The 20957-nt window shown below is 42.4% G+C and carries 13 protein-coding genes; all 13 read left to right on the forward strand.

Features of this window, described 5'->3' with window-relative positions:
• Positions 1–5 precede the first annotated feature (5 nt).
• The 13 genes from GO816_RS05710 (at position 6) to GO816_RS05775 (ending at position 20948) form a co-directional block, all read left to right on the forward strand.
• Positions 6–3260, forward strand: a complete 3255-nt coding sequence (locus tag GO816_RS05710) for an efflux RND transporter permease subunit (protein ID WP_157540393.1) — start codon at positions 6–8, stop codon at positions 3258–3260.
• A gap of 4 nt (positions 3261–3264) precedes the next feature.
• Positions 3265–4344, forward strand: coding sequence for an efflux RND transporter periplasmic adaptor subunit (locus tag GO816_RS05715; protein ID WP_157540394.1), 1080 nt, complete (start codon positions 3265–3267; stop codon positions 4342–4344).
• Between the two features lie 79 nt (positions 4345–4423).
• Positions 4424–4819: a YidH family protein gene (locus tag GO816_RS05720; RefSeq protein WP_157540395.1), complete on the forward strand. Its 396-nt coding sequence runs from the start codon at positions 4424–4426 to the stop codon at positions 4817–4819.
• Between the two features lie 376 nt (positions 4820–5195).
• Positions 5196–6911: a potassium-transporting ATPase subunit KdpA gene (kdpA, locus tag GO816_RS05730; protein ID WP_157540396.1), complete on the forward strand. Its 1716-nt coding sequence runs from the start codon at positions 5196–5198 to the stop codon at positions 6909–6911.
• A 114-nt stretch (positions 6912–7025) separates the two neighbouring features.
• Positions 7026–9053 carry a potassium-transporting ATPase subunit KdpB gene (kdpB, locus tag GO816_RS05735; RefSeq protein ID WP_198171431.1) on the forward strand — a complete coding sequence of 676 codons (2028 nt, stop codon included), beginning with the start codon at positions 7026–7028 and terminating at the stop codon, positions 9051–9053.
• A gap of 11 nt (positions 9054–9064) precedes the next feature.
• Positions 9065–9622, forward strand: a complete 558-nt coding sequence (gene kdpC / locus GO816_RS05740) for a potassium-transporting ATPase subunit KdpC (RefSeq protein ID WP_157540398.1) — start codon at positions 9065–9067, stop codon at positions 9620–9622.
• A gap of 81 nt (positions 9623–9703) precedes the next feature.
• Positions 9704–10783, forward strand: coding sequence for a porin (locus GO816_RS05745; protein WP_157540399.1), 1080 nt, complete (start codon positions 9704–9706; stop codon positions 10781–10783).
• Between the two features lie 74 nt (positions 10784–10857).
• Positions 10858–11994 carry a sensor protein KdpD gene (locus tag GO816_RS05750; RefSeq protein ID WP_157540400.1) on the forward strand — a complete coding sequence of 379 codons (1137 nt, stop codon included), beginning with the start codon at positions 10858–10860 and terminating at the stop codon, positions 11992–11994.
• Positions 11991–13748 (forward strand): ATP-binding protein, encoded by a 1758-nt coding sequence (locus tag GO816_RS05755; RefSeq protein WP_157540401.1) that lies wholly within the window; start codon positions 11991–11993, stop codon positions 13746–13748. Before GO816_RS05750 ends, GO816_RS05755 begins: the two co-directional genes overlap by 4 nt.
• A gap of 258 nt (positions 13749–14006) precedes the next feature.
• Complete coding sequence (locus GO816_RS05760; protein ID WP_232336501.1) at positions 14007–14588, forward strand: RNA polymerase sigma factor; 582 nt, start codon at positions 14007–14009, stop codon at positions 14586–14588.
• A gap of 85 nt (positions 14589–14673) precedes the next feature.
• Positions 14674–15834: a FecR family protein gene (locus GO816_RS05765; protein WP_157540402.1), complete on the forward strand. Its 1161-nt coding sequence runs from the start codon at positions 14674–14676 to the stop codon at positions 15832–15834.
• Between the two features lie 60 nt (positions 15835–15894).
• The gene (locus GO816_RS05770) at positions 15895–19500 is read left to right on the forward strand and encodes a SusC/RagA family TonB-linked outer membrane protein (RefSeq protein ID WP_157540403.1); all 3606 of its coding nucleotides are present in this window, start codon (positions 15895–15897) and stop codon (positions 19498–19500) included.
• A 14-nt stretch (positions 19501–19514) separates the two neighbouring features.
• Positions 19515–20948, forward strand: coding sequence for a RagB/SusD family nutrient uptake outer membrane protein (locus GO816_RS05775; RefSeq protein ID WP_157540404.1), 1434 nt, complete (start codon positions 19515–19517; stop codon positions 20946–20948).
• Positions 20949–20957: the final 9 nt, after the last annotated feature.

Here is a 20957-nt window from a genome sequence, read left to right on the forward strand (position 1 = left end):
GAGCTATGTCAATGGTTACATCAGCGCTAAAAAGGCCGGTTACAACAGTAATTATAACCATAAGCCTTTTACTATTTTCGGTACTGAGCGCTATTAAAATACCGATAGATATTTTTCCGCAGTTAAACATGCCTACCATGTACGTAATCGAATCGTACGGGGGCATGTCGCCGCAGCAAATGGAGGGTTTTTTCTCAACCCGTTTACAAGATCAGTTTTTGTACGTAAACGGTATTAAAAGCATCACCGCAAAAAACATACAGGGCTTAACTCTGCTCAAGCTCATGTTTTACGAAGGAACCGACATGGGCGAAGCCTCTGCACAGGTTGCCTTGCAGGTAAACCGCTCCATGAAGTTCTTCCCGCCCGGTGCATTGCCACCACAGGTGTTGCGTTTTGATGCATCATCATTGCCGGTGGGGCAGCTGGTTATGTCGTCAAAAACACGCAGCCTTAAAGATATTTATGATTTAGCAACCACCCGTGTGAGGCCAACGTTTTCTTCGGTACCCGGCTTATCGGCACCGCCGCCGTTTGGAGCAAATTCACGTTCGGTTATCATCAACGTTGATCCTACAAAAATGCGTAGCTACAGCCTTACACCCGATGAAGTTGTTGCCTCGCTGGCCAAGTACAACGTAATGTCGCCCTCGGGTAACCTGCGCATGAACAATACCATGTACGTTACTACCATGAATTCGCTTATTAAACAGGTGGAGGATTTTGGTAACATACCGGTCATCAGCAAAAATGGATCGCCGGTGTTTATTAAAGACGTAGCGCGGGTGAGCGATGGTGCCGACGTTACGGTAAGCTATGCACTAATCAACGGAAAACGCTCAGTATATATTCCTGCTGTTAAAACGGCCGATGCGTCTACCTGGGCAGTAGTACAAGCCCTGAAAGCTAAAATACCCGACATGCAAAGCTTGTTGCCTGATGATGTTAAGGTATCATATGAATTTGACCAATCGGTATTCGTTATAAACGCAGTTGAGAGTTTGCTTACCGAGGGTGGCCTGGGAGCCATACTTACCGGCTTAATGGTACTGCTGTTTTTGCGCGATTGGCGCAGCAGTTTAATTGTAGTAATTACCATTCCGGTATCCATCATTATTGGCGTTATGCTGCTTGGCTTTTTTGGGCAAACCATCAACATAATGACGTTGAGCGGATTGGCGCTGGCTATTGGTATTCTTGTAGATCAGGCTACGGTGACTATTGAGAACATACACCAGCACCTTGAGATGGGCAAAACAAAAAAGCGTGCTATTTATGATGCCTGTGAGGAAATTGCCTTTCCGTTGTTGCTTATTTTGCTTTGTATACTGGCTGTGTTTGCACCGTCATTTATGATGCAGGGCGTACCACGTGCTATGTTCCTGCCGTTATCGCTATCCATAGGTTTAACCATGATTGTGTCTTACATTATTGCACAAACGCTGGTGCCAATTTTAAGTAACTGGATGATTAAGGCCGAACAGTATCAGCATTATCATCATGAAGAAGTACACGCCCACGCCGGCGAAGCGCTTGATAACGAAGAAAGGCAGCAGGTTGAGCAACACTTGCATGAAGAGAAAAGTCGCCCCCAGCAAAATGATTTATTTGAACGCATAAAGCTGCGCTTCATGAATATTCTACAGCGCTGGATGCCGGCCAGAAAACCTATTGTAATTGGTTACCTTATTGGAGTGCTGGCGCTTGCTTTAGGCGGCTTTATTATCATTGGTAAAGATATGATGCCCAAACTCAACAACGGGCAATTTCAAATTCGTATAAAGGAGCCCGATGGTACCCGTTTGGAGCGAACAGAGGCCAAGCTTAAGCAAGTGCTGCAAATTATTGATAGTACATCAAACCATCATGTGGCTATAAGTTCGGGCTATGTTGGTCTTATTCCCAGCAGTTATGGTGTGAGTAATTTGTATGTGTTTAATACTGGTACGCATGAAGCCATACTGCAAGTAAACCTTGATGCGGAGTACAAAGTAAACATGGACGATTTTAAGGAAACGCTGCGCAAAAACATCGCTTACGCCATGCCCGAACTGAGGATAACCTTTGAGCCAATTGACATGACCGAAAAGATTATGAGCCAGGGTGCCGCAACACCTATTGAGGTTACCGTGGCTGGTAAAGACATGGCTCAGATTGAGGCTTTCAGCAATAAGCTGGTAAACAAGCTCAAAAAAATTGATTACCTGCGAGATGTGCAGATTGCCCAGCCCCTAAAGTTTCCGGTAGTGAAAATTACGCTTGACAGGCTCAAATTAGCACAGATGGGCTTAAACGTAAGCGAAATAGCGCGCTCGGTTACAGCAAGTACCTCATCAAGCCGTTTCTCCGAAAAAAACCAGTGGCTGGATGAAAAAGCCTCTAATACCTACCAGGTGCAGGTACAGATACCCGAATATGTAATGAATAACATGGATGAAATACGGGAGATACCTTTAGTAAAAGGGCAAAGCACACCGGTACTGGGCGATGTTGCCCAATTTAAAACGGTTTACGTACCCGGCGAGTATGACCGGATGGGCCCACGCCGGTATTTAACGGTAAGTGCAAACATTCACCATAAAGATTTAGGCACGGCTACCACTGCCGTTCAAAAGGCAGTTGATGAGTTAGGTACGCCACCTAAAGGTATTGTAACCCAGGTTCAGGGCATGTCGGGCTTGTTAACAGAAACACTCTCCAGCTTGCAAAATGGTTTGTTGTTTGCCATTTTGGTAATCTTCCTTTTGCTTGCTGCCAACTACCAATCTGTTAAACTATCGCTAACAGTATTGTCAACCGTGCCTGCAGTAGTGCTTGGGTCTATAGCGGCATTGCTGCTTACCGGCTCAACGCTCAACCTGCAAAGCTATATGGGCATGATTATGTCGGTAGGGGTTTCGGTAGCTAACGCCATTCTTATTGTAACCAATGCCGAAAAGCTCCGCCTGGATTACCGCGATGCTACCAAAGCCAGCGTTACCAGTGCTTCGGTACGTTTGCGCCCCATTTTAATGACCAGTTTGGCCATGATAGCCGGTATGATACCCATGGCATCAGGCATGGGCGAAGCCGGCGAACAAAGTGCACCGCTTGGCCGCGCCGTTATTGGTGGTTTGTTTGCATCAACCATTGCAGCTCTGTTTATACTGCCGTTGGTGTTTGCGTGGGTGCAAAATAAATCAACCTACCAATCACCATCATTAATGCCCGATAACGAATCATTAGTTCCAACTAACGAAACCTTGCAATTAAATCAATAACAAAATGAGATCTAAAATATTCGCAGTATTGTTGTCAGCCATTGTTTTAAGCAGCTGTTCGCACGCTGATAAACCGGTAGATATGACCGAGAAAAAGACCGCTGCCGATAAATTTGAAATCGGTACAGTTTCTGAAAAGGCGCTATCGAGTTATGTACGCTTACCGGGGCAGTTAAAGCCCTTTAACGAGGTAAATATATTTGCCAAAATAAACAGCTTTGTTAAGCAAATGAACGTCGATCGCGGCTCTTTAGTGAAAAAAGGGCAACTACTGGCTGTACTTGAAGCCCCCGAAATGCTGTCGCAAGTGCAATCGGCCAATGCCCGTTTTTTGCAGGCGCAGGAATCAGCCAATGCAAGCCGCGAAAAATATCGCCGTTTAAAAGAAGCTGCTAAAGAAGAAGGAGCTGTATCACCGTTGGATTTGGATAACGCACTTTCAAAAATGAAGGCTGATGAGGCTGTTGTATTGTCTGAGCGGTCAAATGCGGCATCCATGCGTGATATACAATCATACCTTAACATACGCGCACCGTTTGATGGCATGATTGTACAGCGTAACGTATCATCAGGCGCCCTGGTAGGGCCGGGCAAGTCAACTGATCAGCCTATGCTGGTGTTACAGGATACCCGTAAGCTAAGGTTGGAGGTAATGATACCCGAAGCCTATGTAGATAAGGTAGATCTTAAACAAAAAGTATCTTTTGTTTTTAACGCCCTCCCCGGTAAAGACAATAAGGCCTTCATCAGCCGTTCGGCCAATGCTTTGGGCAACCAGCGTTCGGAAGCTATTGAAGTTGACGTTCCCAACGCCGACCAGCGTTTAAAACCGGGCATGTACGGGGAAGTTAAAATACCGCTTGTGCTAGGTGCAAAATCTTTAACTGTCCCAAATAGTGCCATAGTTCGTTCAACCGAACGCGAGTACGTTATTAAAATTAAAGAAGGTAAAGCCGTATTTGCCGACGTTAAGGAGGGTGTGATTGGAGATGACCATACCGAAGTATTTGGCAATATTAAAGCGGGAGACAAAATTTTGCTTCATGCCAGTGATGAAGTTAAAGAGGGGCAAGCCATAGATTAGTATTCCTACAACATAAAGTTAAACTACAGGAAACTTTTAGCCATGCTGTTTTGTGATTAATTTAAATAGCATTGAAGTAATGAATGAACTTAACAACGAGAGGAAAGGCTATAGTAACCCGGCTGACCATTTAGCTAACGAACGTACATTTTTAGCTTGGATAAGAACTAGTATAGCATTAATGGGCTTCGGGTTTGTTGTTGTTAAGTTTGCTTTGTTTTTAAAGCAGATATCTATTGTAATTAATAATCCTGCTGCGGTAACACCCTCCCGTGGGTATTCGGCAGAAATTGGGATATTTTTAGTAGCTATTGGTGTTTTGATGGCCATTTACGCTTACATACGATATCGCATAACCGAAAAGCAATTGTTAACAGCAACATTTAAACCTTCTTACGTGCTGGCCATATCACTCACACTATTAATTTTGATAGCTGGGGTATTGCTTGTTGCATACCTTATTCCGCGCAGGTAGTTATCATATGTATGGCTTAACCAAGGCCGTTAAAACCATTATACCTTTCAGTTTTGAAAAACGACCCTTCCATTTTGGAAGGGTTTTTTTATGCCCAAAACTTTGTAACTAAATTAAAATACTGTACTAGAGGTTATTAGCAAATTGTAGTGTGTGCGGGCACTGAGTTTGGCAATATCGTTTTCAAAAAAGTAATAAAAATGATCACTGCACTACTCATCCTGGCCATACTGCTTTGCATGTGGCTGTTCTTTAAATCTGTTGACTGGTTCGAAAAAATCTAAAATTATGATAGCCTTATTCATCATCTCCATAGCCGTATTCATATACATGATTTACGTGCTGCTAAAACCCGAAAAATTTTAACTAACACCTCATGAACTCAGAAATATCAGGCGTAGTTGCCTCTTTCTTGATTACCCTGCTCATTGCCGTACCGCTGGGTAAGTACCTGGCTAAAATGTTTGCCGGCGAACGTGTATGGACCGATTTTATGAAGCCGGTAGAAAACGGGCTCTTCAAAATAGCGGGCATACGGGCTAATGAGCCTATGGACTGGAAACAGTTTTTAAAAGCCATGCTAACCATTAACCTGCTTTGGCTTGTTTATGGTTTTTTCGTATTAATATATCAGGACAAACTGCCGCTAAACCCAGATGGCAACCCAGGTATGACGCCCGATTTGGCTTTTAACACCATTATAAGTTTTGTTGTAAACTGCGACTTGCAACACTACTCGGGCGAGAGTGGAGTAACATACCTTACCCAGCATATTATAATGATGTTTTTAATGTTTACCAGTGCGGCAACCGGTATTGCAGCGGCTGTAGGCTTATTTAAAGCCTTTCGCGACAAAACGGTTGATAACATAGGTAACTTTTGGGAGTTTTTTGTTAAAGCACTTACCCGTTTATTGCTGCCTCTATCTATAGTGGTTGCTGTTATACTTGCTTTCAACGGCACACCATCAAGCTATGCGGGTAAAGATCAGTTCATATCGCTACAAGGCGACACCGTGAACGTTTCACGCGGCCCGGCAGCAGAAATGATTGCCATTAAACACCTGGGTACAAATGGTGGTGGCTGGTTTGGTGCCAACTCTGCTCACCCGCTCGAAAACCCGACGTATGTAACCAATATGACCGAGATCATCTCGCAAATGATCATTCCTATGGCTATGATTATAGCGTTTGGTTACTTTATTCGCCGTAAAAAACTTGGCTGGGTGATATTTGGCGTAATGACTATAGGCATGTTTATGCTTATGATTCCAACCATTAGCAGTGAGTTGGGTGGTAACCCTAACATTGCCAAAATGGGTGTTACTCAAGCCACCGGTGCTATGGAAGGTAAAGAGGTACGCATTGGTCCTATGGCCACAGGTTACTGGAGCACCTTAACCACCATTGTTTCAACCGGATCTGTAAACAGCATGCATGACAGTGCTATGCCGCTTACCGGTGTATGGCAATTGCTGGGTATGATGATAAACGGCTTTTTTGGTGGTTGTGGTGTTGGTATACTAAATTACTTTATTTACCTCATTATAGCCGTATTCATATCTGGCTTAATGGTTGGCCGCACACCGGAGTTTTTGGGGCACAAAGTTGAAGCCCGCGAGGTTAAAATAGCCGCATTGGTAACACTTATAAGTCCATTGCTGATAATGGCAGGCACTGCAATTGCCGCATTTGTATTCAGCACCTATGGCAATGCCGATTGGGCTGTTAAACCATCAAATTGGTTAAATAACCCTGGTTTCCACGGTTTTTCGGAGATGCTTTATGAGTTTACATCTGCCAACGCAAATAACGGTTCGGGCTTTGAAGGGCTGGGCGATAACAACGTATTTTGGAACGTTAGCACCGGCTTCGTGCTCATACTCGGCCGCTTTTTGCCAATTATTGGTCCGGTTGCCATTGCTGGTATGCTTGCCAAAAAGAAATACATACCCGAGTCGGCAGGTACGTTACGTACTGATACCGTAACTTTTGGTATGATGACTTTAGCGGTTATACTGGTACTCAATGCCCTTTCCTATTTCCCGGCATTGGCTCTTGGTCCGTTGGCCGAATATTTTAGTATGCGCTAAGCGCACCTTTTTACCTCAGCTATACTGAAAATTTTAAGGTAATTATTAAATAAAATAATACGCTTCATAAACATGCTTACCCGTGGGTAATGAATGAAAAGGAGCTCTCAGATCATGAAAAATCAATCGAATAAACTATTTGAACCAGCTTTAGTAAAGACCGCGCTGCGCGAGTCATTTATAAAGCTAAACCCCCGCATTATGTTGCGTAACCCGGTAATGTTTACCGTTGAGGTTGGCACCGCCATAATGCTATACGTAACCGTTTACAGCTTTATGTACAGCGGGCAAGGCAACTGGGGCTATAACTTTATCATTTTTCTTATACTGCTGCTTACCGTGCTGTTTGCCAACTTTGCCGAAGCCATTGCCGAGGCAAGAGGTAAAGCACAAGCCGATAGTTTGCGTAAAACCCGTGAAGACACTCCGGCTAAGGTGGTACTTGATAACGGTACCGTGGTAACCAAATCATCCAATGAATTAAAAAAGGGTGATGTGTTTGTTTGCGAACCTGGTGATACCATACCAACTGACGGAGAAATTACGGAAGGTTTGGCTACTATTGATGAATCGGCAATCACTGGCGAGTCTGCTCCTGTTATACGTGAAGCCGGTGGTGATAAGTCATCAGTAACCGGTGGTACCAAAGTTTTGTCAGACCGTATTAAAGTAGTAGTTACCACGCAGCCCGGCGAAAGTTTTTTAGACAAAATGATTGCCTTAGTTGAGGGGGCATCACGTCAGAAAACCCCTAATGAAATTGCCCTTACCATTCTGCTGGCAAGTTTTACGCTCATCTTTATAATTGTATGTGTTACGCTGAAACCCTTTGCCGGTTACGCCAACACGCCCATAACTATTGCCGCCCTTATATCGCTGTTTGTATGTTTAATACCAACCACCATTGGCGGTTTACTATCGGCCATTGGTATAGCAGGTATGGATAGGGCCTTGCGTGCCAATGTAATTACCAAATCAGGTAAGGCCGTTGAAACCGCCGGTGATATTGATACGCTGCTGCTTGACAAAACCGGTACTATTACTATCGGTAACCGTAAAGCCACGCAGTTTTGGCCAGCACCGGGCGTAAGTCCTGATGATTTGGTTAAAACAGCCGTTTTATCATCATTGGCCGATGAAACACCCGAAGGAAAATCAATTGTTGAACTGGCTGCAACCCATGTTAAACTTCCGGCCGTACCTGAAGGCTCAGCATTCATCAAGTTTACTGCCGAAACCCGCTCAAGCGGCATTGATACGCCCGATGGTTTACGCATACGCAAAGGTGCTTATGATGCCATGCGAAAACTGGCTTTAAATGCAGGCCACATTATGCAAAACGCAGTTAAAGAGCGCGTTGAAGCTATATCATCAAACGGGGGTACACCATTGGTTGTAACTCAAAATGAGGAGATAATGGGCGTAATTGAGCTACAGGATATTATTAAGCCAGGTATTGCCGAGCGTTTTGAGCGCCTGCGTAAAATGGGTGTTAAAACAGTAATGGTTACAGGCGACAACCCATTAACAGCCAAATTTATTGCCGAAAAAGCCGGTGTTGATGATTTTATTGCTGAGGCAAAGCCCGAAGACAAAATGAATTATATTAAACATGAGCAGGCCAGCGGCAAACTGGTAGCTATGATGGGCGATGGTACCAATGATGCCCCAGCCTTAGCCCAGGCCGATGTTGGTGTAGCCATGAACAGCGGAACACAGGCTGCTAAAGAAGCAGGCAACATGGTTGACCTTGATAACGATCCTACCAAGCTTATTGAGATTGTTGAAATTGGCAAGCAGCTTTTGATAACAAGAGGAACGCTTACTACCTTCTCTATTGCCAATGACGTAGCCAAGTATTTTGCTATAGTTCCGGCTTTGTTTATTGCCTCAATACCTGCTTTGCAAAGCCTTAACATTATGGGCCTGCATAGTCCGGAGAGCGCCATTTTGTCGGCCGTTATTTTCAATGCCATTATTATTCCGGTGCTTATTCCCTTAGCCTTAAAGGGCGTTGAGTACAAGCCTATTGGTGCAAGTGCACTGCTTCGCCGGAACCTTTTAATTTATGGTTTAGGAGGCGTTATAGCACCTTTTATAGGTATTAAGCTTATTGATGTTGTTATAGCCCTGTTTTTATAAAATCTAAAGTCATGAAAAAGTACATCATACAATCTATACGCTTAACCGTAGCACTTACAGCATTGCTATGCGTTTTATATCCTGTAATTGTCGCCTTCATAGGCAAATTCTCAAACGGTGCTGGTAACGGACAAACCATTATGGTTAACGGTAAAGTTGTTGGCTATGCCGCAATCGGGCAAAAATTTGATAAACCACAATATTTTTGGGGGCGCCCTTCTGCCGTTGACTACAACGCAGCAGGCTCGGCAGGCTCAAACAAAGGAGCAACCAACGCCGATTATTTAAAGCAAGTGAGTGACCGGGTTGATACCTTATTAAAACATCATCCTTACATAAAAAAGGCCGATATACCTGCCGATATGGTAACAGCATCAGGCAGTGGTCTTGATCCTGACATATCTGCTCAGGGAGCAGCCATTCAAATACAACGCGTTGCTCAGGTGCGTGGTTTAAGTGTAGCCAGCGTAACTAAGCTGGTGCAAGATCATACCGAAAAACCGGTATTTGGTCCTGCTAAAGTTAACGTACTTAAGCTTAACGTAGCGCTTAACGAGCTTAAAAGATAGGCTCACACCTCAAACCTTATCACTTCACAATTCAAACGTGTGCTAACATAACCCACGTATATCTATAGTCTCAACACCTCAATGAAAAAACTTTTACTGGCTGCTGCCATTTTCGGCAGCACAGCCACTTACGCACAAGATTCTATAAAAAAGTCATCTGATCTTACCATCAGTGGTTATGCCGAACTTTACTATGGGTTTGACTTTAACAGGCCGGTAAATAACACACGGCCTGGGTTTGTGTACTCACACAATAGGCATAATGAAGTGAACCTCAACCTGGGCTTCATAAAAGCTAATTACGATAACGGTAACATCAGGGCTAATTTGGCATTAATGGCAGGTACCTATGCCAATGCCAACCTGGCTGCCGAACAAGGTGTATTAAAAAATGTATTTGAAGCTAACGCAGGTTTAAAGCTATCAAAAACTTCAAACCTTTGGCTTGATGCCGGTGTATTTGCATCGCACATTGGTTTTGAAAGCGCCATATCAAAAGACTGCTGGGTACTAACGCGCAATATATCTTCAGAAAACACACCTTATTATGAAACCGGTGCAAAGCTTACCTACACAACAAACAACGGAAAGCTTACCCTTACAGGCCTGTATTTAAACGGGTGGCAGCGCATTAACCGGGTTGATGGAAACAGCAAGCCAGCAGGTGGTTTGCAGGTTTATTATAAACCAACTGATAAAGTTACACTAAACTACAGTAACTACTTGGGCACCGAGGGGGCCGACTCTGTACGTGTGCGCCGTTTTTACCACAACTTTTACGGAATTTTTCAGCTTACGCGAAAGCTTGGGCTTACAGCCGGCTTTGATTACGGTACCCAGCAAAAAGCTAAAGACAGCAATGAGGAAAGCCATATAATATCGCCGGTTGTTATAGCACGTTACCAACTAGCTGAAAAGTGGGCGGTAGCCGGAAGGTTTGAATACTATAAAGATAAAAACGGAGCCATTATAGCCACCGGGACAACAAACGGTTTTCAAACAAAGGGGTACTCACTAAACGTAGACTACGCGCCCTTTAGTAATGCATTAATACGTTTGGAGGGTAAAGTTTATGACAGCAAGGACGATATATTTGCCAGGCAAAATACCTTAACCAATCATAGTCCGCTTGTTACCACAAGTTTTGCCATATCTTTTTAAATTAGTTAGTTTTTGTAAACGGGCAGTAATGCTGCCCGTTTTTTCAGTTTAAAAAGCTTTAACTAAAACCAATTATGAGCCAGAGAGAAGAAACCAAAGACAGCTCAGTTAAAGATTTTATTGAGCTTGTAAAACGCTCGAGGCGTGGCAAGCTCAAAATTTATATTGGTATGAGTGCTGGTGTAGGTAAAACTTACCGAATGCTGCAGGAAGCGCACGCCCTTTTAAAAAATGGTATAGATATACAAATAGGTTACATTGAAACACATATGCGGGCCGAAACGCATGCCCTTTTAAATGGGATACCTTTAATACCCCGCCGCACCACATTTTATAAAGGAAAAGAGCTGGAAGAAATGGACTTGCAAAGCATCTTAAACCGGCACCCCGAAGTGGTTATTGTGGATGAACTAGCGCACACTAATATTGAAGGAAGCAAAAACGGAAAGCGCTGGCAGGATGTAACTGATATACTCGATGCCGGTATAAGTGTTATTACAGCGGTAAACATTCAGCACTTAGAAAGCCTTAACGAAGAGGTTGAAAATATTACCGGTATAGCCATTACCGAACGTATTCCTGATAAGGTTTTGGAAATGGCCGATGAAATTGTAAACATTGACCTTACCGCCGATGAATTGATTGAACGTTTAAAGGCAGGGAAAATCTATGATAAGGCAAAGGTTGAGCGGGCACTTGAAAACTTTTTCAGAAATGAAAAGATACTGCAGCTGCGCGAGCTGGCGCTAAAAGAGGTTGCCCATCATCTTGAACGGAAGATTGATATTGAAATACCTAAGCAAATTAAATTGCGGCCCGAAAGGTTTTTGGCCTGTATATCATCTAACCATGAAACGGCTAAGGTTGTAATTCGTAAAACAGCACGGCTGGCTTCTTACTACCGCTCACCCTGGTTGGTGCTATATGTGCAAAGCAGCAATGAAAGCATGGATAAAATAAAGCTTGATAAGCAGCGGCATCTCATCAATAATTTTAAGTTGGCCACCGAGTTGGGAGCCGAATTGCTGAAAATTAAAAGCGATAACATAGCTCAAACTATTATGAAGATAACAGAAGAGCGCGAAATTACAACCATTTGCATTGGAAAGCCGCACCTCAACCTGTTTCAGGTTATATTGCGCACCGCTATATTTAATCAGCTGCTTACCAAAATTGCTACTACAGAAACTGACTTAGTGATACTGTCATGAAAATAAAAACCAAACTCCGCATAGGCTTCGGCTTCCTATTTGCCGTTGTACTGTTTTTTGGAGCGCTGTCTTTGTTTTATATTAACGAGATAGCTAAAAGCTCACGCGTAATACTAAAAGATAATTATGAAAGCCTTAGGTATGTACGTGAAATGCGGAAGATTTTGGATGCAAACGTATTTCCTCTGCAACAAAAAGAAATTGATGCATTTAAAACTCATCTTACAAAAGAAGAAGCCAATATTACCGAACCAGGCGAAAAGCATGCAGTAAAAAAGTTAACGCAGGCTTTTGTAATACTAGGAACACCTGGTAAGCCAGCTCAAAACTATGTTGATGCTTTAATGCAGGTACGCTCGGTTTTGCTTGAAATTGAGGATGTGAATATGCAGGCTATTGTGAAGAAAAACGATGCTGCACAGGCTTCCGTTAAAAAGACTTCGCTGTTGTTGGGTTTGGCAGGTACTTTTACCTTTTTAGTGCTATTTAGTTTCAGCGTTAACTTCCCTACGTTTATATCTGAGCCATTGAGAAAGCTGCAGGAAGGTATTGCTGAAATAAGCAGACAAAATTACAGCGCCCGACTTGATTTGCCTCAAAACGATGAGTTTGCAGAAGTTGCCAGTGCCTTCAACAGCATGGCAACGCGGCTTAAAGAATGGGAAAACAGCAATTTGGCCAATGTACTATCTGACAAAAGGCGCATAGAAGCCATTATTGAACAAATGACCGATGCCATAATAGGTATTGACGAAAAACGGGAAGTACTATTTCTTAATTCATCTGCCAAAGACATCTTAAACTTAGGCAGTAAACAGCCCGAAGGAGAGAATATTGATGATTTAAGTAAGGGCAATGATTTGCTAAAGAGCATTGTAGAGCAGCATGCAGACGGGAAGACGTTTAAGATTGTAGTTGACGGCAAGGAGTCGCACTTCAGGCTTGAAACAAGAGAGATTAGTGTGCCGAACATGAATCTGCAATCATCAGAAGCATTAGCAGTTGCCAGTAAACCTGCCGGTAAAGTTTACATACTCGAAAACATCACAGAGTTTAAAGAACGCGACCTAGCTAAAACCAACTTTATTGCTACCATATCACATGAGCTTAAAACACCAATATCATCAATAAAAATGAGCCTTAAGCTGTTGAATGATGAGCGCGTTGGAAAGCTGAATACCGAGCAGCAACAATTAATGGAACATATTGGCGAAGACAGCGCACGGTTACTTAAAATTACCAGCGAGCTGTTAGAGCTTTCACAAGTGGAAACAGGAAATATACAACTGAACTATGTACCGGCTAAGCCAATTCAAATTGTAAACTATGCAGTTGATGCTGTAAAGTTTCAGGCCGGGCAAAAACAGGTTGAAATTGAAGTAAAAAGCGATGCTGATATGCCTAAGGTGCAGGTTGATGTTGAAAAGACGGCATGGGTACTTGTCAATTTCCTTTCTAACGCACTCCGCTATAGTTCCGAAAAATCGAAGGTTGTTATTGAGTTGAAGAAATATGCAGGCAGGGTTGAGTTTTCGGTAAAGGATTTTGGTAAAGGTATTGATGAGCAATTTCAAAAGCGATTGTTTGACCGCTACTTTCAGGTTCCAACCGATGGGCAAAACAAGTCGGGGTCGGGGCTTGGGCTGGCCATTTCAAAAGATTTTATTGAAGTGCAGCAGGGAAAAATAGGTTTGGAAAGTGCCTTAGGCGAAGGGAGCAGGTTCTTTTTTATTCTTCCGGCTGTTGAGGCATAAAGTACAGCCTCCTTATAAGTATTTATAATAAAACCGCCGGCAACGCTTTGCTGGCGGTTTTGCTTTCACAAATACTTTAACATTATAGTATTGCAATTAGTGGCGCTTTATTGCACAATTGATGGTTAAGGCACTCTCTTGTTAACAGGTTTCTAATTTTTAACGCAAAATACATATCTTAGCTAATTAGCTGCGGATGTTAATCTGCATGCAGGTTAGTTAACAAAGTCTGTTTTAATCTTCATTATTGGCGTTGGTTTGGAAGCCGGGCATGAGCAAGTTATACGGTTATTAAAGGAAGGAGACACTGCTGCTTTTGGTCAGATTTATGATCAATACAGTGGAATGCTGCTGGCTAAAATATTGCGTATGGTGAAAGATACCAGTGCCGCTGAAGAGCTTTTGCAAGACGTTTTTTTAAAAGTTTGGAGTAACAAGGAGAAAATAGACTCCAATCAATCTTTTAAACCCTGGTTATATGCAATTGCCATAAACGGGGTGTATGATTACTACCGCAAGCTATCTCGTGATACCCGTTTACAGGAGGAAATGATAAATCGCTTCGAAGAGTTTTACAATTCCGCAGAAGATGACAGCATTTTTGAAAAAAGGCGCGAGCTTTTAGATCAGGCACTTCAAAAACTGCCTTCACAGCGCCTTGCTGTGTTCAAACTTTGCCGTATTGAAGGCAAAAGTTACCAGGAAGCTGCTTTAGAGTTGGGCATAAGTGCATCAACTGTAAGTAATCAGCTTGTTCAGGCTACAAAAACTATCAAAGAATACATCTTTAACTCAAAAACACTGATGTTCCTGCTTATATCGTGGGTAATTAAAACATAAAAACAAAATTGTTTTAAAATTTTTTAAAAAAATCTTGCGATGGAATAGTGTGTTTTTTGATTCTGTGCGTATTAGCAAGTGATTTATGAGTAAAGCGGAAAATATAGGGCAGGTTTATCAGCGATTTTTACAAAACGAAGCAACCCGTAGCGAGCTTCAGCAACTTTTTGATTTTATTGATAAAAGTACTGAACAAGAGCTAAAGGATCTGCTTGGTTCTGCTATTGGTGAAAGTATTAAAGAGGACGCTGCCCTGCAACATATTGCTTTACTCAAAAATGTACGCTCACGGGTAATGCATTTTGCCGGTACTGACACAGCTCCTGTTATTGAACTTAAGCCTCGCAAGCGCACTATATGGTACGCAGCGGCCAGTGTTGCACTTGTTGCCGGTATAGCAGGTTTGTTGTTGCTTAATAAAACCAAAACAGCACAACATTCAACTGATATTATGCCTGGCGGAAATATTGCCATGCTTACCATTGGAGGTAATGATACCCTTAATTTGCAAAACGGTACAGCTAGCGGTATAATTAACAAAACGGCCGGTGTAACCATCAGTAAAACCAGCAATGGTACAATTACCTATACCGCCTATGGTAATGATACGGTTGCGCTCAATAAAACCAATACTTTAATTACCCCACGCGGCGGTCAATATCATGTACGCCTTAGCGACGGCACCGAAGTGCTGCTAAATTCCGAATCGAGGCTGGAGTTTCCGGTTGGTTTTACCGGTAATGAGCGCAAGGTGGTGCTTAGCGGCGAAGCGTATTTTGAAGTTGCCAAGAATAAGTCAAAGCCGTTTATTGTTTCTACAGGCAAGCAGGAGGTTGAGGTTTTGGGTACCAAATTTAACGTCAGCAATTTTGCCGAAGATGAAGGCACCATAACCACGCTTAATGAAGGCAGCGTAAAAGTAACAGGTGCCGGAGCAACTACCGTTTTAAAACCCGGTCAGCAAAGCCATGCCACTGCGGCCGGCATTACCGTTGCCGATGTTGACGCTGATTTATACAGCGCCTGGAAAGGCGGCGAATTTGTATTTGAAGACGCTTCTTTGGATTTAATAATACACAAACTGTCAAGGTGGTATAACTTTGAAATAGATTACAGTAAACTTCCCACTAAAAAATTATATATGAGAATCAGCCGGCAGGTTAACCTATCGGAGGTACTGGGCATGATTACAACAACAAGCGGCATTAAGTTCAGGATTGATGAAAGGAGGGTTACGGTTATGTAGCACCTGCAACTTAATACAATTTTACTCTCCTTTACACTATTAACATCCTAATTAAAACTAATGATTTTTTTTACCCAAAAGCATCGGGGTGCACCCTTCCTATGCCCCGCCAAAAGTAAATTCAGCGTACTTCTCCTGTGCTTCGGAGTCCTGTTTTCGTTACAGGTATTTGCACAAAAAATCAGCGTTGATTACAAAAACGTACCATTTGCAAAAGCAATAGCCGATTTTTCAAAGAAAAGCGGTTACCAGTTTGTTTACGATGCAGCCTTTTTGAAAAGTGCATCGCCGGTAACATTAACAGCAAGCAACGCTAATTTTAGCGAGCTGGTACCACGCCTTTTTGCAGGCCAGCCTTTTACTTACGAAGTCAATAAAAAAATTATCATCATTAAGGCCCGCCCGCAACTGGTTAACCCCATACAGGTAAGCGGTAAGGTTATTGATACATTAGGTATGCCTTTGCCAGGCATTGATGTACAGGTTAAAGGTGAAACAGCAATTACTAAAACGGCTAATAACGGTACATTCACTATTCTGTCTTTTACCGCTAACCCAGTAATCGTTACCCGCAGTATGGGTTACACTTTAAAGGAAACGCCACTTGCCAACGTAAAATCGGCTGATTTAATCAGTATTGTAATGATTGCGAGCAACGCCAACCTTAAAGAAGTAGTTGTTACCGGTTACCAGACACTTTTAAAAGAGCGCACTACTGCGGCTGTTGTTAAAATAGATTCGGCAACGTTAAACCAGCAGCTCAACCCCAGTTTAGCTTCTGCGTTGGAAGGCAGGGTTGCAGGTTTACGCTTTAGCCCCGGCAGTAATGATTTAGAGTTACGCGGACCGGCTACATTTCAGTCGTTGACCATTGGTACTTACCCATTAGTGGTAATTGATGGTTTACCAACCAACTTGCGTATTGAAGAAGTTAACCCTTATGACATTGCATCAGTCTATGTTTTAAAGGATGCTGCGGCATCCTCCATATACGGTTCAAAATCAGCCAACGGCGTAATTGTATTAACCACGAAGTCAGGTGCAAAAGGCAGCGTTAGCATTAACGCCAATGCCGATTATTTTGTAACCACCAAACCTGATCTGGATAAAATGCATTATGCCAGTACCAGCCAGATCATTGACTACGAAACCGCTAAATACAAGAGCGAATTACTAAATTTTGCCAATCCGGCAACCATGTTCGCTTCATATGGCGATGTAGGTGTTGGTAATATCAAATACTATTCGCCATTATACCAGCTTTACCGCTCACAGTCTGAAGGTAAACTTACTGCTGACCAGGTAAATAATACTTTGAACAGTTGGCGTAACAACGACTATATCAGAGATTACGCCAATAACGTTTGGCAAAATGAGACACGCAATCGCTATAATTTGTCATTAAGCTCGGGTTCGGCCAAAAGCAACACATTTGTGTCTTTAAATTATGATGAAAGTGCCATGCGAATAAAACACAACAATAGCAAGGCGCTCACCATGTATTTAAAAAACACATTTGATTTTAATAAATGGCTAACGGCATCTGTAGGCTTAAATGGCAGGTACACCAATTCAAATGCTACTGATAACACTTTTAGTAACTATGATTTACAAGAGCGTTATGCGCGCATTGTTGATGAAAACGGAAATCTTGTTTATTCGGATTATGCCAATGTTAACGACGGCTTTTCGGGCGGTGGTGCCATTAACGGTCAGGTAGCATCAAGGCTTTCAACCAGCCCCGATTTTAAATCATTCAGGTTTAACGTTTTAAACGAACTGCGAAATGGTATTACCGACACCAAGGCATATAACTTGCGTGCCTTTACCAGTTTACGTGCCAAGTTACTGAAAGGACTTAATTATGAAATTTCGTTCCAGTATGAAACCAGTAACACCAACCGTGAGCAGTTTTACGATCAGGAATCGTACAAAATGCGCTTTTTGTATAACGTAATGACTACGTTTAATACTGCCACTAATAAGTTCGAACACAATGTAATCTCAAACGGCGGTCGTTTATCACAACAAAACGCACGTTCGTACAATTACACTTTCAGGCAGCAACTTAACTTCGACCGTACATTTAAAACCGGTAATTTAAATCATAACATAGTTGCTATTGGTGGTTTTGAGGCCCGTCAAAATGAAAGCCCGCTGTTTTTATCTGATGTGAGGTACAGTTATGATCCTCAACTGCTTTCGTCGCAGCCTATGGATTTTAAGAGCTTGAGCACAACCGGTATTACCAGCTATTTATATGGACGCCGTACTATGAGCGGTAACAATGCTTCGCTCGAAAATCCATTGAACCGTTACGTATCAATTTACGGCAACGCCGCTTATACTTTAAATGATAAGTATAACCTTACCGGTAGCGTGCGTGTAGATCAGGCAAGTTTCTTTGGTTTAGATCCTGAGTATCGCTGGAAGCCCATATGGTCTGTAGGTGGTGGCTGGAACGTAAGCAATGAGGAATTTATGAAAGATGCTGATTGGATTGATTATTTGAAAACCCGTGTAACTTATGGTATCAATGGTAACTCCGATTTAACGTCGTCGCCTTACGCAACCGCTACTTATAAAAATGATGTGTTGTATCCGGCATTGATTTATACTAACATTTCGGCGTTCCCCAACCCTAAATTAAGATGGGAAAAAGTAACGACCACCAACCTTGGTTTCGATTTTTCGATGTTCAAAAACCTGCTGAAAGGTACCCTTGACCTGTATAACCGTTACAGTTCGGATCTGTTAACCAATAATGACCTGGACCCAACCGTAGGTTTAAAAACACGTGTTATTAATAACGGTAACATGCGCAACCGGGGTATTGAGGTAAGCTTGAGTTCGGACTGGTTTAAACACAAGGGTCTTACATTAGGCTCAACCATTGTATATGCCTATAATAAGAATACTATTATAGATGTTAACTACAGCACTACCAGTGCGTTCAGCTATATCTCTGCTCCAACAAACTTCTATTTTGCCAATACATCGTTTCAAACTATGTATGCTTATAAATACGGCGGTACGGTTAATGGTTACCCTTATTTCTTAGACCAAAACGGCAACCCCAACGTAACCTTCGATGCAAACGGTACGCCAACCAGCGTAGTATCTATCAATTCACCTGCGGCATTGGTACCAGTTGGTAAATTATTACCAACCTTCAATGGTTCATTTTCTCAGCGTATAGTGTACAAAAATTTACAGTTAAATATGCTGTTTGTGTACTCGGGCGGTAATAACCTGCGTAAAGAGGTAGTTCCTTTATCGGCAATTGCTTCAAACACTTACAACGAAGGTATTGGGCAATTATACACTAACGGTTTTACCGATATGCCACGCTTATACTTCGAGTATCCTAATGCCATCAAAAATTATGCAAGTACGCTAAGTGATCTTTGGCGCTACGGCGATAATCAGATTTTAAGTGCCGATTACATCAAACTACGTAATATATCGCTATCATATACTGTTCATGCAAATTTTTTAAAACGTATACACATGACTAATCTGCGCTTAACAGCACAAGCCAACAACCTGTGGTATTGGAGCAAAGCAGGTAATGATATTGATCCTGAAGCATACAGCCTCAACAGCGGCACCCGCAGTTTAACAATTCCTAAATCGTTTTTATTTGGTTTAAGTGTCGGATTTTAATAATGCAGATTATCATGAAATTAAAAACATACATAACGCTTGCTTTCATTAGTTTATTTACCCTGCCTGCATGCAATAAATATTTGGATGTAGTGCCAAAGGCCAAAACAGTAATAGCATCAACCGAAGATTACTATAAGCTTGTTTCTTTCTCTGCAAGGGGATATTACACCGGTAACTTTACCTATCTGTCTGATGATTTTTGGATAAGGGAATCGTATGTAATTGGTTTGCCAAAAAACATGGACATCATCAATTTTACTTTTGATGAGCAAGCCAACCGTCCCGATTATCTAACCTCAAGCAGCTATTATAACCAGATCTATGCTTACATAAACCGCTGGAATATGGTACTGACGTTGATCGACGATACCAATGGCGATGCGTCTATGAAAACCCTTGCCAAAGCCGAAGCCAAGGTTTTGAGAGCCTTTGATTATTTCATGCTCATTAACGTTTACTCAAAATCATACGACCCGGCAACGGCAGCAACCGATGGCGGCGTAATCATCATGGATAAATATGATTTAGAGGCTAAAAAAGCAAAGTCGAGCGTAGAAGAGGTTTATAAATTTATACAAAAAGACCTTGATGAGGCCTTGCCTTATTTGCAGGAAAAGCCTTTGGATGTATACCATCCATCGCTGGCATTTGCTTATGCTTTAAAAACAAAAGTGCATTTGTTTAAGCGCGAGTATGCCCAGGCTAAAGCTGCTGCTCAAAAATCGTTAGGTTATAACGGACAAATATTTGATTTGGTTAAATATACAGCCCAGGGTGGTCCAAACGTTTTATCGGTTCCGGCTGCTGATAACCCTGAGGTACTTAGTTATGCTTATGTAAGTGGGGTAACCGAAATGAACTTTGCCTACACAAATTTGATGAGTCCTGAACTTAAAAGTCTGTTTAACACTACCGATTCCCGTTACAATCTATTCTTTACCAGTGGTCCGAACGCCAATATTGATGCAGGTTCAGGTACTGCTTACTGGAATGTGCCTTATACAAAGTTTTTTTACCCTACAGTAGGCATGAAAACTACCGAGGTTTACTTAATGCTGGCCGAAATATATGCCCGTGAAGGTAATTACACCGAGGCCATGAACATTATTAACAATTTGCGTTCAAAACGTATAACCAACCCTGCCCAGGCGCAACTTGCGGTGCCAGCCACCACAAAAGCCACCATGGATATTATTATACAGGAGCGCCGTAAGGAGTTAATGTTTGGTGTTAACCGATTCTTCGATCTTAAGCGCTTTAACCTTGAGCCCGATTATGCTAAAACCCTGGTGCACACATTCCCTATTGTAAACAAAACGGTACCGCAGGTTACTTACACCCTCAAGCCAAACTCGCGTATGTACATCATTCCGTTTGCGCAGGATGTGCTTAAGCTTAACCCGTTGCTTACTTTAAATACTAACGAAACTATCCCATTCAGATAAGTAATCCAT

This window comes from Mucilaginibacter aquatilis, from assembly GCF_009755275.1.
Lineage (GTDB): Bacteria > Bacteroidota > Bacteroidia > Sphingobacteriales > Sphingobacteriaceae > Mucilaginibacter > Mucilaginibacter aquatilis.

Excerpts from the sequence above, each read along its gene's own strand:
- GO816_RS05710 (WP_157540393.1), top strand. The coding sequence starts at position 6 with ATGTCAATGGTTACATCAGCGCTAAAAAGGCCGGTTACAACAGTAATT.
- GO816_RS05715 (WP_157540394.1), top strand. The coding sequence starts at position 3,265 with ATGAGATCTAAAATATTCGCAGTATTGTTGTCAGCCATTGTTTTAAGC.
- GO816_RS05720 (WP_157540395.1), top strand. The coding sequence starts at position 4,424 with ATGAATGAACTTAACAACGAGAGGAAAGGCTATAGTAACCCGGCTGAC.
- kdpA (WP_157540396.1), top strand. The coding sequence starts at position 5,196 with ATGAACTCAGAAATATCAGGCGTAGTTGCCTCTTTCTTGATTACCCTG.
- kdpB (WP_198171431.1), top strand. The coding sequence starts at position 7,026 with ATGAAAAATCAATCGAATAAACTATTTGAACCAGCTTTAGTAAAGACC.
- kdpC (WP_157540398.1), top strand. The coding sequence starts at position 9,065 with ATGAAAAAGTACATCATACAATCTATACGCTTAACCGTAGCACTTACA.
- GO816_RS05745 (WP_157540399.1), top strand. The coding sequence starts at position 9,704 with ATGAAAAAACTTTTACTGGCTGCTGCCATTTTCGGCAGCACAGCCACT.
- GO816_RS05750 (WP_157540400.1), top strand. The coding sequence starts at position 10,858 with ATGAGCCAGAGAGAAGAAACCAAAGACAGCTCAGTTAAAGATTTTATT.
- GO816_RS05755 (WP_157540401.1), top strand. The coding sequence starts at position 11,991 with ATGAAAATAAAAACCAAACTCCGCATAGGCTTCGGCTTCCTATTTGCC.
- GO816_RS05765 (WP_157540402.1), top strand. The coding sequence starts at position 14,674 with ATGAGTAAAGCGGAAAATATAGGGCAGGTTTATCAGCGATTTTTACAA.
- GO816_RS05770 (WP_157540403.1), top strand. The coding sequence starts at position 15,895 with ATGATTTTTTTTACCCAAAAGCATCGGGGTGCACCCTTCCTATGCCCC.
- GO816_RS05775 (WP_157540404.1), top strand. The coding sequence starts at position 19,515 with ATGAAATTAAAAACATACATAACGCTTGCTTTCATTAGTTTATTTACC.